Here is a 17,412-nt window from a genome sequence, read left to right as displayed (position 1 = left end):
GCACATCCGACCCGTGTCCGTCCCTCGCCATACACAAGTATCACCACCGAGTACAGCGGGTATGACCCAGGAATCGGCGTGTGTGTTACACGCCGACCCCGACGACGCGTTCGCCGCGGCCCTCGCCGACGCGCTCCGACGCGCCCCCGGCCGGATCGCGGTCGACCGCGTCGCGACTGCTGAGGCGGCGATCGAGACGTTCGACCCCGACCGACACGACTGCGTCGTCGTCGAGCGCCACCTCGGCGACGAAAGCGGACCCGACAGCGAGGGCGGACTCGCCCTGCTCGCCCGGGTCCACGCGATCGACGCCACGGTCCCCGTGCTCGTCGTCACCGGCGAGGGTGACGAGGCGTTCGCGGCCGCCGCGCTTGACGCGGGTGCGGCAGGGTACCGGCGGAAGGCCGATCCGTCGACGCCGGCGGCGCTCCCGGAGCGGATCCGACGAGCCGTCGCCGCGAGCCGCGCCGAGCGGCTGGTGGACGGCCGAACCCGAGAACTGGCGACGCTACACGCCGTCTGCGGGGCGTTGACCCGGGACGCGCCGCTCGCCGACCGCCTGGGCGAGGTCGCGACCGCGCTCGCGCGCGGATCGGACGCCACTTCGCTCGCCGAGCCGCTTCCCGTTCGCGTCGTGGTCGACGGCGTCGTCTTCGGGAACCTCTCGGCTGAAGCGCTCGACGACGACGCGTTCGAGACGGTCGGCGAAGCGACCGCCGGCGACGTGGCGGTTCGGATCGAGGTGGGTCCGGACGGGTCGATAGCGCCAGGAGAGACGGGAGGAGCGAGACGAGTGGACGCGTCCCGGGGCGACGCCGACCCGGAGGGTGACACCGACACCGCCGACAGCGACGCCGACGGGTTCTGGTCGTCCGTCGCCCGCCTCGTGGCCGTCCACGTCGAGCGCGCGGAGACGGCGGAGCGGCTCCGGGCGTTCGCCGAGCGGCTGGACACGATCCTCGATCACACGACGAACGTCGTGTTCATGAAGGACCTCGAGGACCGCTATCTCCTCGTCAACGAGGCGTTCACGTCGATGGTCGGCCGGGACCGCGACGCGATCCTCGGCCGGACGACAGCGGCGGTCCACGGTGAGGCGGTCGCCGACCGGTTCCGCGACCACGACACGGCCGTCATCGAGGCCGGCGAGCCGGATCAGTTCGACGAGCGCTACCCGACCGCCGACGGCGACCGACGGTTCGTCACCGTCCGCGTCCCCCTGTTCGATGACGACGGCGAGCCGTACGCCGTGTACGGGATCGCTACCGACGTCACGGCCGAGCTCCGATTGGCCGACCAGCGCGCCGACCTCCTCGACCGGATGGCCGACGGCTTCATCGCCATCGACGAGGACGACAATATCACCTTCCTCAACGCCAGAACGGTCGCGTTCGCGGGCGAGGGGCGCGACCGTGAGGAGCTCGTCGGCCAGGGGTTCTGGGAGGCGTTCCCCGAAGCGGATGCCGCGCTCGCGGAGGCGATCCAAGAGGCCCGCAAGCGGGGGGAAGCGACGACCGCCACCGCTTACTACGAGCCGGTCGACGGCCACTTCGAGGCGCGGGTGTATCCAGAGGGGGAGTCCGTCTCGATGTACGTTCGGGACGTGACGGAGCGGGTCCGCGAGCGCGAGGAGCTGGAGCGGCGCGAACGCGTCATGAAACGGCTCTACGAGGTGATCGCCGAGAAGGACACGACCTTGGAGTCGAAGGTGAGCGGCCTGCTCGCGCTCGGCAAGGAGGTGCTCGGCGTCGAGTCCGGGCTGCTCTCACACGTCGAGGGCGAGCGGTACCGTGCGGAGGTGGTGGCCGACGACACGGGTCTGTTCGCCGCGGGTGATGTCGTCCCGCTGTCGACGACGATCTGTGAGCGCGTCGTCTCGCAGGCCGGGTCGATACAGGTGTGTGACGCCCCCGGGGACCCGGAGCTCGCTGACCGGGACGGCGTGACCGAGGGCGGGATCGCCTGTTACGTCGGCGCGCCGGTCGTCGTCGACGACGAGATGTACGGGACGTTCTGTTTTTACGACCGTGGCGACCGCCCCAACCCGTTCCCGGAGTGGGAGGTAACGCTCGTGGACATGATGGCCCGCTGGGTGAGCTACGAGCTTGAGCGGCGGGAGGCGCAGTCGGAAGTCACTCGCGAGCGGGACCGGCTGGATCGGTTCGCGAGCATGGTGTCACACGACCTCCGGAACCCGCTCAACGTCGCGAGCGGGAACCTCGAACTGGCGCGCGAGACGGGCGACACCGACCGGCTCGACACGGCCGCGAACGCTCTCGACCGCATGAACGAGCTGATCGAGGACGCGCTCTCGTTCGCGCGGGTCGGCGAGCGCGTCGTCGACACGGAACGGGTCGACCTGGCCGCGGTCGCCAGCGAGGCGTGGAACACCGTCGAAACCGGCGGCGCGACGCTCGTCGTCGAGGATCCCGGTCTCGTCCTCGGCGACGCCTCACGCGTCCGGACGCTGTTCGAGAACCTGTTTCGGAACAGCGTGGAACACGGTTCCACGAGCAGTCGGGCGGAGCCCGACGACAGCGTCGAGCACGGCGGCGACGCCGTGACCGTGACGGTCGGCCGCGAGGAGACGACCCTGTTCGTCGCTGACGACGGCCCGGGGATCCCCGAAGCCGACCGCGAGCAAGCCTTCGAGACCGGGTTCACGACGGACCCGGAGGGGACCGGGTTCGGGCTCGGGATCGTCGAGGGGATCGCCACCGCCCACGGCTGGAGCGTCGCGGCGACCGAGTCGGCCGACGGCGGCGCACGGATCGAAGTCCGCGGCGTCACGCCGCTCCGCGACGACGAGTGAGCCGCGAGTCGGGACCCGACGACAGGAGCCGAACGAGCCGCTGGCCGGGAGCCGGACGCGAGTATATAAGGGGCGGACGAGAGTCCGCGGTGGCGCGCCCGCGAGGTCGTCGGGCTTCGCCCGACTGCTAGAGGGGCCTCCGGCCCCTCGATGGACGCAGCGGTCGCTTATAAGCGACCGCTGCGAGGCTGGGGAGGCGTGAGGTGCGGTGCGGAGTCGGGGCGACTCCACGTGTCAAGCCACCGCGTCGGCAACGACTGATAAATGGGCAGCCGACGGCAGCCACCACGCCGGCAACGACTGATAAAGGGTCGCGCGATCCGCGGGCGTTCGCGAGGCCGACAGCACCCACGATCCTGACCCCGAGCGGGAGCCTTTTGCGGCCGGCCGCCGACCCCTCGACATGGAAACCCGACGCACGCTGCTCGTCGACGCGTTCACCGACGAGCCGCTCGCCGGCAACGTCGCCGGCGTCGTGCCCGACGCGACGGGGCTGAGTGACGACCGGATGGGACGGATCGCCGCGGAGCTCGGCGCGTCCGAAACGGCGTTCGTGACGCCCGTGGCCGGCGACGGCGACGACGCGGACCACCGGGTCCGGTATTTCACGCCGACGACGGAGGTCGACCTCTGCGGCCACGCGACGGTGGCGGCGTACGCGACCCTGTTCGCCGACGGGACGATCGACGCCGACGAGTACACGCTCCGGACGAACGTCGGCGATCTCACGATACGAGTGGAGGACGACGGGGGCGTCCGGATGCGCCAAGAGCCGCCCGAGGTGACGGTCATCGACCCCGACACGCTCGACGCCGACCGCCTCGGCGACGCTCTCGGGATCGACCCGGCCGCGCTGCGCGACGTGGGCGCGGACCTCCCCGTCGCGGTCGCTTCGACCGGACTCCCGTTCCTCGTCGTCCCCGTCAACTTCCTCGAACACCTCGGGGGCGCATCCCCCGACCCGGACGCGATCGAGGCGATATCAGACGAGTTCGACGTCGCCGGCGTGTACGCGTTCACGTTCGACACGCTGGACGGGGAATCGACCCTCCACGGGCGGGCGTTCGCGCCCGCGGTCGGGATCGACGAGGACCCGGTGACGGGCACCGCGAGCGGCGCGGTCGGCGGCTATCTCCGGGCCGTCGAGGCGTTCGACGGCGACACCCCCGACGAGCTCCGCTTCGAGCAGGGCCACTTCGTCGACCGACCGGGGTACGTCCGGGTGTGGGTCGGCGACGCGGGCGACCCGGTCACGATCGGCGGCGACGCCGTGGTGTCGCTGGACGGTGACCTCCGGCTGCCGGACGAAGCGGGCGACGACGACGACATCCTGGTCGTCTGATCGACGACCCGTCCCCGCAACCCTTACTGTCGCGTGAGCCCGATCGATCGTATGGAGTTCGATCTCCCAACTGCGGCCGGTCTGGTGGTACTGCTCGTCGCGCTCGGCGCGGGCGGGCTCGTCGGGGGCGGTATGATGGTCCTCAGTACGACCCTGACGATGGTCGTCCCCTCGATGATAGCCTTCGCGGCCGTCGTGTTCCTCATCGGGATGAAACACGGCGAGTTCCGCGCTGGGAGCGCCTGAGTGCGGTAGTACCCGCCGTGGACACCACACCGCGGCGTTTTTGAGACGACGGTGAGAACCGCCGAGCGTGCCGCTCGGCTCGCCCCTTACCGAACTCGTCCTCCTCGCCGCGGGCGTCGGGCTGTTGTACCTCGGCGCGGAGCTGTTGGTGTCCGGCGCGCGCGAGCTCGCGCTCGCGATCGGGTTGAAGGCGTCGACGGTCGGCGTCACCGTCGTGGCGTTCGCGACGACCGCCCCCGAGCTGTTCGTCGCCGTCCTCGGCGCGCTCACCGTCTCGACGGACATCGGGCTCGGCGCGATCGTCGGCTCGAACATCGCCAATGTCGGACTCGTGTTGGGGGTCGCCGCGCTCATCCGCCCGTTGGAGGTGTCCGACACCGTCTTAGAGCGTCACGTCCCGTTCATGATACTCGCGGCGTTCCTCCTCGTCGCGCTCGGCTGGGACGGTCGGATCGGCCCCCGCGAGGGGGTCGTCCTCCTCGTCGCGCTCGTCGGGTTCACGGTCGTGGTTCTCCGACGGATCCAACGGACGCAGGCGGGAATCACCGCCGTCGAGCGCGAGGGGATGCCCGACGCGAGCCCCCGAGACGTCGCCGCCGTGGTCGGCGGGATCGTCGCCTTGGTGCTCGGCTCGCGCTGGCTGATCGAGGGCGGACGGGAGCTGCTCGCGGCCGCCGGCTTCACCGACCTGTTCATCGGGCTCACCGTGCTCGCCATCGGCACGTCGCTGCCGGAGCTCGCCGCGAGCGTCGTGGCCGCCGTCCGCGACGAGGCCAGCTTCAGCGTCGGCAACGTCGTCGGCTCGAACATCTACAACGTGCTCGCCGTGATCGGGATCCTCGCGCTGGTCGCCCCGGTCGAGGTGAGCGCCGGCGTCCGCGCGTTCGAGTTCCCTGCGCTGATCGCCTTTACCGTCCTCCTCGTCGGGCTGATGTACCGCGGGAGACGGCTCTCGCGCCTCGACGGCGGGATACTCGTCGTCGCCTACGCCGGCTTCATCTACCTGCTGATCCCGTGAGCGCGACTGCTCACCGCTGATAACCGGTGAGAGGTGGTAGGCGCTGTGAACCGGAGACGCCCGCGTGCGCCCCCGGTCGGTCCCGAACCGACGGGTATTCGGCCGCCCGCGCTCGATCAGGAGGTGTGATAGCGATCGTCGTCAGCCGGGCCGACAGCGCCTCCGAACACATCGGCGAGCGACTTCGCGCGATCGAGGACTGGACGCGCCACGAGGACCCGAGCCGGCCGGACGCCGCCGGCGGCGGGGCGTACTACCGGACGGAGGGGTTCGAGCTCCGCGAGTTCGACGACCTCCACATCCACCTTTCGAACCCGGCGGCCGCGTTCGACGGAACCGAACACGAAGGTGGGTCGGGTGCCGACGCTCTCGACCTCCTCGTCTTCGTCTCCAGACACGCCGGCGAGACGGGCCGCCTCCTGACCGCACACGTCACCGGCAACTTCGGCCCCGCGGCGTACGGCGGGGAGCCACGGACGCTCGCCCGGGCCGCCCCGGGCGCGGTGAGCCGCGTCGTCGACGCGCTCGCGACCCACGCGCCCGAGGGATACGACGTCGGGATCGAGTGTACCCACCACGGCCCGACCGACACCGCGGCCCCCTCGCTGTTCGTCGAGGTCGGCTCCGACGAACCGCAGTGGGCGGACCCGGCGGCAGCGGACGCGGTCGCTCAGGCCGTACTCGACCTGCGCGGGACCGGGCCGGAGCTGCGAGGGTCCGACGGCGAGCCGCGCCACGTCGTCGGCTTCGGCGGTGGCCACTACGCCCCGCGGTTCACGCGGATCGTCCGCGATACCGAGTGGACGGTCGGGCACGTGGGCGCGGACTGGGCGCTCGGCGAGATGGGCGCACCCGAGGCGAACCGCGACGTGATCGACGCCGCCTTCGAGCGGAGCACCGCCCGACACGCCGTGATCGAGGGGCCGAAGCCCGACCTGCGGGCGGCTGTCGAGGAGCTGGGCCACCGAGTCGTGAGCGAGACGTGGCTCCGGGTCGTCGGCGACCGCCCCCTCGCACTGGTCGAGGCGCTCGAAACGGCGCTGTCGACCGTCGACGAGGGGCTCCGGTTCGGCTCCGTGGCCCCCGCGGTCGGGGGGAGTGAGGGCGAGCGCGAGCGCGCCGACGAGGGGGTCGCCGTCCGCGAGCTCCCCGCCGACCTCCTCGCGAGGGCACAGGGGATCGACGGGGACGCGGCCCGCGCGGCCGTCGAGGCGAACACGGTCGCCTTCGAGACCGAACAGGCGGGAACCCGGGCGGTGGGGCGGGCCGCGTTCGCGGCCGGGGACGGGTCCGACGCCCCGCCCGGGTACGTCGACCTCGTCAACGACCTCGCGGACGTGCTGGCGACCGGCTACGACGAGGTGGCCGTCGAACGCGACGAGGCGGGGCGACCCGCGGCGGTGATCGCACGCGAGACCGCGTTCGACCCGGGGCTGGCCGCCAAACGCGGGGTTCCGGAGGGGCCGGCGTTCGGCCGGCTGGCGAACGGCGAGGCGGTCGAGGTCGATGGCAAGACAGTGCGCCCGGTCCAGGTCTCACGCGAGACTCGAGAACGCTTCCCGATCGGCCCGTCCGAGTAGCAGTTCGGATCCCGAACTATCGGGCGTCTCGCTCCCTGATTCTCGTCCGACCCGCGTCAGACGATCGGGCAAAAATAAATACGTCCGGGTCGCAACTGGACCATATAATGGACTCTATCGTTGAGGACGCCATCGACGAAGCCGAGGAGGCCCCGGACGAGGGAGCCGGGGAGCTCGGCGACCCCGCGGACGACGGCCACGCCGGGGCGCCACCACAGACCGGAACGATGACCGACGACGAGCTACAGGACGTCCTCCAAGACCTCCAGACGAACATCACCGTCGTCGGCTGTGGCGGTGCGGGCGGTAACACGGTCAATCGGATGACCGAGGAGGGTATCAAGGGCGCGAAGCTCGTCGCGGCCAACACCGACGTCCAGCACCTCGTCAACATCGAGGCGGACACGAAGATCCTGATGGGCCAGCAGAAGACCCAGGGCCGCGGCGCGGGCTCGCTCCCGCAGGTCGGCGAGGAGGCCGCGATCGAGTCCCAAGAGGAGATCCAAGACGCCATCGACGGCTCCGACATGGTGTTCGTCACCGCCGGGCTCGGCGGCGGCACCGGTACCGGCTCCGCGCCCGTCGTCGCGAAGGCCGCCCGCGAATCCGGGGCCTTGACCATCGCCATCGTCACGACCCCCTTCACCGCGGAGGGCGAGGTCCGACGCACCAACGCCGAAGCGGGTCTCGAACGTCTCCGCGACGTGAGCGACACCGTCATCGTCGTCCCCAACGACCGCCTCCTCGACGCCGTCGGCAAGCTCCCCGTCCGTCAGGCGTTCAAAGTGTCCGACGAAGTGCTGATGCGTTCGGTGAAGGGGATCACGGAGCTGATCACCAAACCCGGCCTCGTCAACCTCGACTTCGCCGACGTTCGCACCGTAATGGAGAAGGGCGGCGTCGCGATGATCGGCCTCGGGGAGTCCGACTCCGAGTCGAAGGCGCAGGACTCCGTGAAGAGCGCGCTCCGCTCGCCGCTGCTCGACGTGGACATCTCCGGCGCGAACTCCGCGCTGGTCAACGTCACCGGCGGCACGGACATGTCCATCGAAGAGGCCGAGGGCGTCGTCGAGGAGATCTACGACCGGATCGACCCCGACGCGCGGATCATCTGGGGCACCTCCGTCGACGAGGAGCTCGAAGGCGAGATGCGGACGATGATCGTCGTCACCGGCGTCGAGTCGCCGCAGATCTACGGCCGGCAGGGTGACGGCGAGGACGCCCCCGCGGCCGCCGAGATGGAAGACATCGACTACGTCGAGTAAGCGCCCGCGACCGACGACGCCCGTCGCGTCGACTCCGATCACCCTCCGAAACTCGCGCTGGTCCGGATATCCACGCCCCTCCCCCTATCGCACGTCCGCCCGCAACACCACGATGTCCACGCCCCGCCCGTCGTTCACCGCCGATCCAGACGCAGTCCCCGATATCGACGAACCGGAGCCGGACACCGACCGCGGGCTCCCCGCGGTCGTCGGCGTCCCCGCCCTCGCGTTCGTCGCGACCGTCGTGAGCCTCGTCGCCGGTGGCGTCCTCGTCGGCGAGCCCGTGACGTGGGACGCCGCGCCCGGAGTCGTTCGGAACGGGATGACCGCTGCCGGCATCGCCGGCGGCTTCCAGTGGCTGGTCGGCCGAGGGGAGTGACGCCGTCCGCGCACTTATCACCCGTGAGAGATAACTCCGGGCAATGGCGAACGGCAGGCCCTCCGGAAGCGACGGCAGTGACGGGAACGACGGTCACGACGACGGCGGACGACGCGGCGGGCTCGGCGGTGGCTCGCTGCTGACGCACCTGCTCACGCGCGGGCTCGTTCTCGCGATCGTCGTCGGGATCGGCTATCTCACTCGACCGCTGTGGCACGGACTCGTGTACAGCGTGCTCTACTCGCCGGGTGCGGCGGTGTTCGGCGGCGGTGCGGCGCTCGCGGCCGTAGTGTTGTGGCTCCTACCGCCAGGGGTCCTCGGCGACGGGGGTGGCGGCGCGTCGCGCGCGCGGCGTCGAATGGACGGGCTGGAGGACGCCGACAACCCGATCGGCCTCCTCCTCGGCATGGACGGGGCGGCCGGCCGGAAACTCCGGCTGTTCGTCGGCGTCCTCGGGGTGCTCGTCGTCGTCGCGTTCCTCGTCGGCGTTCCCGCGGGGGCGCTCGAACAGCGGACGCTGGCACAGTCGACCGTGGCGGACGCGACGGAGCTCGACGAGTTCCCAGAGGCGAACCCTGACAACCCGCGCGTGGTGCCCCGCATGGTCGCGGACGTGACGACCCGCGGCTCCGTCTCCTACCGACAACACCGACTCGGAACGAGCGACATCGCCCGCACGGAGGACGGCTCGCTCGCTTGGTCGTACGCGATCCAACCCGACGGGTTCCGGAACCAGCTGCTCGAGAACCAGCGTGGCGTGCTCGTCACGGATATGACCCGGATGGACGACCGACAGATCCGGGCATACGAGGAGGATTTCACCTACGGCGAGGGGATGCTGTTCCAGCGATCCGCGGACTGGAACCTCAAGACGACCGACTACTTCGCGCGGTACGACGACGACGCGGTCGAGTTCAGCCACGAGGGGCGGCCGTACATGTACTACCCCAAGACGGTCCACGAGTGGCACCTGACGCCGCTACCGCACACGACGCCGACGTGGGATGGCGGGGCGTTGATTCACCCGGATGGGACGATCGAACACCTCACGCCCGCCGAAGCGGCCGACAACGAGGTGTTGGACGGCCAGCGGCTCTACCCCACGACGCTCACGCGCGCCGAGATGGACGCGATGGGGTACCGTAACGGGATCGTCAACCAGCTGCCCGTCGTCGGCGCACACGAGGACGAAGTCGAGGTCGCTCGCCTCCCCGCGGACGCCGACAACACGCAGCCGTTCGTCATCGATCTCGAAGGGGAGCGCATGTCATACGTTACGGCGATGGAGCCGTACGGCGCGGACACTCGCGGGCTCGACGAAGTATGGTTCGCCGACGCCGAAACCGGCGAGTACACCTACTTCGGCACCGGCGACGACACCCTCACCGGTCCGGAACGCGCGATGGGGATCGCTCGGTCGGCGGACTCACGGACTAACTGGGGGCAGAACTTCGTGATCACCGAGCCCGTCCCCGTCACCGTCGACGGCGACCTCTGGTGGCACCTCAAGGTGACGCCGACGGACTTCACCGACGTGACCCGCAACGTGTTCGTCAACGCCGACACGGGTAGTGCCGTCGAGATCCGCGACGATGACGCGGTCCGCGAGTTCATCCGCGGGACGGTGACCGAGGAGGACCTGGGTCCGATCGACGGGGAGGACGGCGACGAGACCGACGACGTCGACGCGATTTACTACGTGCTCGTGACGGACGACAACGGGGAAGTCATCGAGCGGATCCCGGTCGAGCCCGGCCAGGAGACGATCATCGTCGAACCCGACGACGAGCGAGCGGCGGGCAACGAGACGGCGACGGGATAGGTGGCGTCGGACCGCGTCGCGGTTCGGGTCGGTCTGGGTCGGTCCGGGTCAGTGTCGACACCGACGAGGCCGAACCCGACACGCTTGCTGGCCCTCAATCGTCGTCCACGGATGACGACGCCGAACCATCGGTTGGCCTCGTGCTCTCGAGCTGTCCGGTCTCGTAGCCCGTCCAGTCGAACCGATCCTGGAAGTAGATCGCGACGTGGACCAGCGCGAGCAGGACCGGCACCTCGATCAGCGGACCGATGACGGTCGCGAACGCGACGCCGGAGCCGACGCCGAACACCGCAACGGCGACAGCGATCGCGAGCTCGAAGTTGTTGCTCGCGGCGGTGAAGCCGATCGCGGTCGTCGTCGAGTAGTCCGCGCCGATCCCGCGCCCCATCCCGAAGCTCACGAGGAACATCACGACGAAGTAGATCGTGAGCGGGACGGCGAGCCACACCACGTCGAACGGCTGGGAGATGATGTTGTCGCCCTGCGTGGCGAACATCACGATGACGGTGAACAGCAGCGCGAGTAGCGTGAGGGGGCTGATCTTCGGCACGAACTGCTCTTCGTACCACTCTTCGCCTTTCGAGCGGACGCCGCCAAGGCGAGTCACGACGCCGCCGGCGAACGGGATCCCGAGGAAGACCGCGATCGCCCAGAACACCTGCTGGACGGTGATGTCGAACGCACCGATCCCGGCGACCATCGCGTCGAGTCCGAGGATCGGCGGCAGGAACAGCGCGAAAAACCAGATATAGACGCCGTACGTAAGGATCTGGAAGACGCTGTTGAACGCGACCAATCCGGCAGCGTACTCGCTGGAGCCGTCCGCGAGGTCGTTCCAGACGAGGACCATCGCGATACACCGGGCCATACCGATGAAGATCAACCCGAGGAAGTACTCGGGCCGCGCGGGGAAGGCGGGGACGATCCCGCTGAAGAAGATCACCGCGAGCGCGAACATGACGGTCGGGCCGATGAGCCAGTTCTGGATCAGGCTCAGGGAGAGCACGCGCCATTGGGAGAACACCCGCGGGAGCTGGCGATAGTTCACCTTCGCGAGAGGCGGGTACATCATCGCGATCAGGCCGATCTCCACGAGGTGGTACTCCTGGATCGGGTCGACGACCCCGGGAGCGACGTAGCCGAGTCCGACGCCGATCCCCATCGCGAGGAAGATCCAAACGGTCAGGTACTTGTCGAGGAAGTCCATCGACCGCGGATCGCCACAGTCCGGACAGCCACAGTCCGGACCGTGTTCGTGGCTGGTGTCGCTCACGATGCCATCACCTCCCTGATACTCGTGCGGTTCGACGAGGAGCGATACGCAGCAGTCGGATACGAGGTATGGTTCATTAGTTCGGTGAAACGGAGATCCTGAGGACGGCTACTCTTCGGCGGCGATCACGTCGAGCTGGACGTCCGCACCACCGGGGAGCGAGCAGACGCCGACGACGGTTCGCGGGGGGAGCTCGACGTCGTCGAACCGCGACGCGTACACGTGATCGACCGCCTCCGCGGCGCTCGGATCGGTGAGCTGGATCTCCAGTTTCATCACGTCCCCGAACGTGAGGCTCCGGTTGTCGGCGAGCGCGGATTCGAGGTTGTCGAGTGCCGTCGAGAACTGTTCTTCGATTGAATGATCACTCAACACGTCACCGTCGATTACGGGGAGAATACCCTCGAAAAACCGGAGATCGGACGAACCGGTTCGTTTCCCGAACGCGCCGATGTTTCCGGTTCCGTCGCGCTGTCGCCTGCTTTCGTTGCTCAGTTCGGGGTCGATGTCCATCGTGTCACGGTGCTCGTCCGCCCGCTCGGTTTCGGTCGTCTGTTGCTCCATAATAGATGAACAGTTGCTCATATATTAAAACTCTTCGAACCGGTACGAGTCGGACGCTGAACGGGAGTTCCGAACCACTGGAACAGTGATCGGGAGTATCGGATGCGCTCGGGCCAAAGCCGAACCGGCCGTCGTCTCCGGCCAAGAATTCAGTATCGGACTGGCTCCACAGTGATAACGGCGGACTCGAACGCTCCGGGACGGGCGTCTCGCAGCCCGGTCCCGAGGGCGTTCAGGACGAGTACGTTTCGGTCAGCGACACCGTATCGAACGGGAGCAGGCGTTTCGCGTCCCGGACGAACGCCCGGAGCCGTCGATCGCGTTCCGGTGACGGATCAGTTGCGACGACGGAGACGGCGAGTTGATCGTCGGTGGCGGTCGCTTCCGCGTCGAGTCCGTGGAGCGCGAGGAGCCCGTCGACCCGGTCGTCGCCGGTCACCAGCGTCTCGACCGTCACCTCGTACTCCAACGTGACGCCCGCGAGCGGGTGGTTGTAATCGAGGTGTGCGGTCTCGCCGTCGACGGACTCGATCACGCACTCGCGGCCGGCGACGGAGACGGTTCGGCCGGCCTCGCGTCGATCCGCCGGGAGCAGCGAGGCGGGCACGGCCTCGCGCTTGCGCGGGTCACGCTCGCCGAACGCGTCGTCCGGAGCGACCGCGACCGTCGTCGACTCACCGACGCCGACCGCCCGTATCGCCGCCTCGACGGGTTCGAACACGTGTCGCTCCCCGAGTACGACGACGACCGGGCCGGCGGCGTCGAGGTCGGCGATGTCGGCGTCCGCGGCGACCGCTGGATCCGTGGTGTCGACGACGTGGCCGCTGTCGGCCGCACGGGCGGTGTACGCGATCCGAACGAAGTCGCCGTCCGCGAGCGCGTCCGCCTGGTCCGTCGTCGTCATTCGGGGGCGATGTTCTCCGGCTTGAAGCTCATCCGTTCCTTCTGGTCGCTCTCGCCGAGCCGGCGGACGCGACCGGTGGCGTACTTGTACCCGGGACTGGGGTTCGCGGGGTCGAGATAGCCGGGGACGATGTCGTTGGCGACCTGGCCCGGATAGAGCCAGTACGTGAACGCGAGCCCCTCCGGAACGATCTGTCCCTGCACGGCGTCGTCGTCGTCGATGACGTACGCCACGGCGGTGAAGCTCCCCTCGCCGTTCTCGCCGTACTGGCTGTACACGTCGTCGTTGACGACCTCGACGAGGTCGCCGGCCTCGATCCCCCGGGCTTCGGCGTCGTTCGGATGGAGCTGTAAGACGTTCTGCTCGTAGCGTTTGGAGATGTACTCCAGCCGCTGGTGGGTGTACATGTTCTGCCAGAGCCGGTTGAGCCGCCCGTTGGTCACCCACAGCTCGTCGTTCTCGCGGTCGGGCGTCAGCTGCTCGTACACGTCCGCGACCCGGTCCCAATCGACCCTCATGAGGATCGCCTTCCCGCTGTCGGTGAAGAACCGACCGTCACCGGGCATCTCATCGCCGTCCGGCGTGTGGAGCCGCGGCGTCCCCTCGATCTCGCCGTCCTCCAACCGAGCGGGGAGCCGAACGCCGTCCGTGTCGAGGTCGCGCATCACCGTCGACGCCGTCGTCCCGTCCTGCTCGGCCTTCTCCGCGAGGGCTTCGATGTGGTACGGATAGCCGTCGCCGTGCTCGGCGGCGAGGTGATCGAAGAGCTCGTCGCTGCTCTCCCAGTCCATATCGTCGGCACCGAGCCGGCGGCCGATGTCGGCGAAGATCTCCCAGTCGGGTCGGGCGTTCGGCGGCCCCTCCATGAACGACGCGTAGTGACGGAACCGTCGCTCGCCGTTCCACCGGTGGTGGTTGCTCTGCTCGCCGGCCTCAACCGCCTTCGCCGGTAGGACGATGTCGGCGTACTCGGTGGTCGAGTTCGGATAGATCTCCTGGTGTGTGAGCACCATCCCGCCGTCGTCGATTCGCTCGCGGAACGCCGCCATGACGTCGTCGACATCGGCGGTCTGCGGCTGTGGTCCGCTCGTCCGCTCGCGGACGCGGTTGCGGAGCGACTGCGTGTCGTGTTCGTGCCGGAGCGGATCGTTACCGATCACGTGCCAGTGGTCGATCTCGCCGTTCCGGACGCGCTCGATCGTGTTCGGCGGGACCGGAACGTCTTCGACCCGCTCGCCCGTGAACGTCTGCGTGGAGTGTTCGGCGATGACCTCGCCGCCCGGACCGCCCTCCCACCAGCCCTCCTGGTGGCCGCCGAGCCGAGTGATCCCGGTCCCCTCGCGACCGACGCTGCCGGTCAGCAGCGCGAGGTTCGCCATCGCCGCCGTGTTCTCGTGGGACCAGCCCCAGATGAGCCCCTTCTCGTAGGTGAACAGCGTCCGTGTCTCGTCGCTGTCGGGTTGCGCGATCCGCTCGGCCGCGTCGCGGATGTCCGCGGCGTCGATCCCGGTGATCTCCGCGGCGTTCTCCGGAGCGTACCGGTCGTCCGACTGGAGGAGATCGACGTACTCGTCCGGTGTCATCCCGAACTCCTCCTGATACCACCCCTCCTCGTCGATCGCGTCGCGGTCGTCCATCACCCACTCGTCGAGGGACGCCTCGTCGTGCCACCCCTGATCGACGATGTGACGCGCGATCGCGTTCAACAGGACGGGGTCAGTCGCCTCGTTGAGCTGGAGGAAGAGGCCGTCGTTGTTCTCGGCGTAGTTCGCGGTGAACGTCCGGCGCGGGTTGATCTGAATGATGTCGGCGTTACCCGCGTCCACGTACTCGTGGAAGTAGACGTCCTGGTTCTCGTAGGGGTCGCCACCGGCGATGACCATCGTCTCGGCCTCGGCCGCGTCGTCGTAGGCGGTCGACCAGTCGTACAGTCCGGAGTGCTCGACGCCCGGACTCTCGGGGGTGTACGCCGGTCGGTTGTGAAACCCGAAGTTCGGCGAGCCGATCACGTCGAAGATCAGCTTCGAGCCGGCGAAGGTGTTCTCGACGAACTGGTACGCGTACATCTTCATTCCGTACCCGTTCGGCTCGTCCCGCGTCGCGTACTCGGTGACGCGCGCGACGACCTCCAGCGCGGTGTCCCAGTCGACGGGCGTCAGCGACCCGCCGATCCGGATCTGCGGCTGTTTGAGCCGGTCGTCGAAGTCCTCGTTGTGCTTGCTGTACAGCGACTGCGCCTGCGTCCCGCCGCGGATCGAGTGTGAGCCGCCGTTGACCTCGGCGTCCGGGTCGGGTCGGAAGAGGACGTGGTACTCCCGGCCGTCCTCCTCGATGATCTGGTGCATGTTCGGCGAGGGCCACTCCCCGTATCCCGCCGGGTAATCCACGCCGAGCGCGTTGTCCTCGGCGTCAGGTCCGCCCTCCTCGCCGACGGGCCACTTGTACACCTCGTAGCTGCAGCCGACGATACAGTACCGACAGGCCCGCGGCGATCGCTCGGCGTCCGCCGGCGGGATCGGGACCTCGCTGGTGCTCGGGTTGTCCGCCATCGTCACTCGCCCTCCTCGGGGACCGGCTCCCCGTCAGCCAAGTTGTTCCGCCGACCGTGGACGAGCCCGTCCATTCCGGTCGCGAACACGTCGCCGTCCGCGACGTCGAGGCGCACTTGCGGGAGGTCGGTGGTCGCGGGACCGACGACGACGAGTCCGCCCTTCGAGAGGTCGAAACTGGTGTAATGACACGGACACGGGCCGGCGGTACCGCGCTCGGCGTCGACGTTACCCGAGACCGCACAGCCCATGTGCGTACAGAGGTTGCTGAACGCGACGATACCCTCCTCAGGGCCGACGCCGGCGTCCGCGTCCTCCGTCAGCCGTGTGAGGAAGTTACCGGAGCCGTCGAGCGGGTACTCGAACTCGACCGTCTCTCCCACGTCGATCTCGTCTACGGCCGCGATCCGGAGACGAGGGTACCGTTCGATCCGGCCGACCCGTTCGGTCGGCGACTCCGCGGGGCCGTCCCCCTCGCCCGCCGTCGGGGGTTGGAACCCACAGCCCGCAACGGACGCGGCCCCGGCCGTGCCGACGGCTCCGAGCAGCCGTCGTCGCGTGACTGAACTATCACTATCTTTCATACTGTGATGTCGATTTATGATATGTACACTTGTATCTTTCTCATACGGAGTCGGAACTCGGTGGTGATGTTATAAGGAACAAAATAATGAAGCAGAAGGCTCATACAGCGTCTTATTCTACGATACATCCCTCTCAGCACCATGGAATCATATATTAGTCGTTTCTCATCCGTACGACGCAGTCCGCCCGGCGTTGAAGGGGACCGACGGAGTCACACGGCGACTAGGCCCGGGCGGGAGACGCCTCCCGTCTCACAGGAGGTGGTAGAGTCCCGCCGCGAGGAGTGCTCCGAGGATCGGTCCCACGATCGGCACCCACGAGTACGCCCAGTCCGACGGTCCCTTGTGTGGAAACGGGAGCACCGCGTGTGCGACGCGCGGGCCGAGGTCGCGTGCGGGGTTGATCGCGTAGCCAGTGGGGCCACCTAACGAGAGTCCGATGCCGAGCACGACGAGCGCGATCGGCAGCGCCGACAGCGCCCCGAGACCGAACCCGACCTCCTGCCCGTCGATGGTGATGGTTTGAAGCACCTCGCCCGACGCGCCGTCGAGAAATCCGGCTGAGTTCAGATACAACACGCCGAAGACCAGCACGAACGTCCCGATGATCTCCGTTAGCAGGTTCGACGAGTAGTTCCGTATCTCCGGGGCCGTCGAGAAGATCGCCAGCTTCGCGTCCTCATCTTCCGTCGCAGCAAAGTGATCCTTGTATGCCAGCCACACGACCACGCCGCCGAGGAAGCCACCGATCGTCTGCGCGACGACGTACGGCGGCACCTGTGCCCAATCGAACAGTCCTGCGGCAGCGAGGCCAACCGTTACGGCGGGGTTGATGTGGCCGCCGCTGACCTGACTGATGGTGAACACGCCCATGAACACCCCGATGGCCCAGCCCCACGTGATGACGATCCAGCCGCCGCCGTTTCCTTTCGTCTCATTAAGAACGACATTGGCGACGACGCCACCGCCGAATATAATGAGGATCGCGGTCCCGATGATCTCTGCGATGTATGGATGCATTTCGTGTCTTCACTAGATTTATATCTGCACATCTATTAAACTGAAATGGATCCC

General features: G+C 68.4%; 14 protein-coding genes. 8 read left to right on the top strand and 6 right to left on the bottom strand.

Annotated features, from left to right (window positions below; all coding sequences use genetic code 11):
- Positions 1–61: 61 nt before the first annotated feature.
- From ACZ5TV_RS10385 to ACZ5TV_RS10350, 8 genes are all read left to right on the top strand, one after another.
- On the top strand, positions 62–2,812 hold the full coding sequence (locus tag ACZ5TV_RS10385; RefSeq protein ID WP_464383807.1) for a PAS domain-containing protein: 2,751 nt from the start codon (positions 62–64) through the stop codon (positions 2,810–2,812).
- A 403-nt stretch (positions 2,813–3,215) separates the two neighbouring features.
- Entirely contained in the window at positions 3,216–4,154 is a 939-nt protein-coding gene (locus ACZ5TV_RS10380; RefSeq protein WP_379783468.1) for a PhzF family phenazine biosynthesis protein, read from the top strand.
- A 51-nt stretch (positions 4,155–4,205) separates the two neighbouring features.
- Positions 4,206–4,400: a DUF7333 family protein gene (locus ACZ5TV_RS10375; protein ID WP_379783470.1), complete on the top strand. Its 195-nt coding sequence runs from the start codon at positions 4,206–4,208 to the stop codon at positions 4,398–4,400.
- Between the two features lie 67 nt (positions 4,401–4,467).
- The gene (locus tag ACZ5TV_RS10370) at positions 4,468–5,418 is read left to right on the top strand and encodes a calcium/sodium antiporter (protein ID WP_464383806.1); all 951 of its coding nucleotides are present in this window, start codon (positions 4,468–4,470) and stop codon (positions 5,416–5,418) included.
- Between the two features lie 125 nt (positions 5,419–5,543).
- Complete coding sequence (locus ACZ5TV_RS10365; RefSeq protein WP_464383805.1) at positions 5,544–6,998, top strand: D-aminoacyl-tRNA deacylase; 1,455 nt, start codon at positions 5,544–5,546, stop codon at positions 6,996–6,998.
- Positions 6,999–7,105: 107 nt separating this feature from the next.
- Positions 7,106–8,263 (top strand): cell division protein FtsZ, encoded by a 1,158-nt coding sequence (gene ftsZ, locus ACZ5TV_RS10360; protein WP_379781751.1) that lies wholly within the window; start codon positions 7,106–7,108, stop codon positions 8,261–8,263.
- Positions 8,264–8,375: 112 nt separating this feature from the next.
- Positions 8,376–8,642, top strand: a complete 267-nt coding sequence (locus ACZ5TV_RS10355; RefSeq protein ID WP_464383804.1) for a hypothetical protein — start codon at positions 8,376–8,378, stop codon at positions 8,640–8,642.
- A 43-nt stretch (positions 8,643–8,685) separates the two neighbouring features.
- Positions 8,686–10,464, top strand: coding sequence for a hypothetical protein (locus tag ACZ5TV_RS10350; protein WP_464383803.1), 1,779 nt, complete (start codon positions 8,686–8,688; stop codon positions 10,462–10,464).
- Positions 10,465–10,558: 94 nt separating this feature from the next.
- Here ACZ5TV_RS10350 and arsB read toward each other — a convergent pair whose 3' ends face one another.
- The 6 genes from arsB to ACZ5TV_RS10320 form a co-directional block, all read right to left on the bottom strand.
- Positions 10,559–11,737 (bottom strand): ACR3 family arsenite efflux transporter, encoded by a 1,179-nt coding sequence (arsB, locus tag ACZ5TV_RS10345; RefSeq protein ID WP_379781745.1) that lies wholly within the window; start codon positions 11,735–11,737, stop codon positions 10,559–10,561.
- A gap of 108 nt (positions 11,738–11,845) precedes the next feature.
- Complete coding sequence (locus ACZ5TV_RS10340; protein WP_379781743.1) at positions 11,846–12,301, bottom strand: RidA family protein; 456 nt, start codon at positions 12,299–12,301, stop codon at positions 11,846–11,848.
- A 232-nt stretch (positions 12,302–12,533) separates the two neighbouring features.
- Positions 12,534–13,205, bottom strand: coding sequence for an FKBP-type peptidyl-prolyl cis-trans isomerase (locus ACZ5TV_RS10335; protein ID WP_464383802.1), 672 nt, complete (start codon positions 13,203–13,205; stop codon positions 12,534–12,536).
- The gene (locus tag ACZ5TV_RS10330; protein ID WP_379779838.1) at positions 13,202–15,754 is read right to left on the bottom strand and encodes an arsenate reductase (azurin) large subunit; all 2,553 of its coding nucleotides are present in this window, start codon (positions 15,752–15,754) and stop codon (positions 13,202–13,204) included. The genes ACZ5TV_RS10335 and ACZ5TV_RS10330 overlap by 4 nt, the downstream gene beginning before the upstream one ends.
- Positions 15,755–15,756: 2 nt before the next feature.
- Positions 15,757–16,338 carry an arsenate reductase (azurin) small subunit gene (locus tag ACZ5TV_RS10325; RefSeq protein ID WP_379779840.1) on the bottom strand — a complete coding sequence of 194 codons (582 nt, stop codon included), beginning with the start codon at positions 16,336–16,338 and terminating at the stop codon, positions 15,757–15,759.
- 252 nt (positions 16,339–16,590) lie between these two features.
- On the bottom strand, positions 16,591–17,358 hold the full coding sequence (locus ACZ5TV_RS10320; RefSeq protein WP_379779842.1) for an MIP/aquaporin family protein: 768 nt from the start codon (positions 17,356–17,358) through the stop codon (positions 16,591–16,593).
- Positions 17,359–17,412 lie beyond the last annotated feature (54 nt).

The organism is Halorubrum tibetense (genome assembly GCF_055396225.1).
This window is presented reverse-complemented; position numbering and strand designations above follow the sequence as displayed.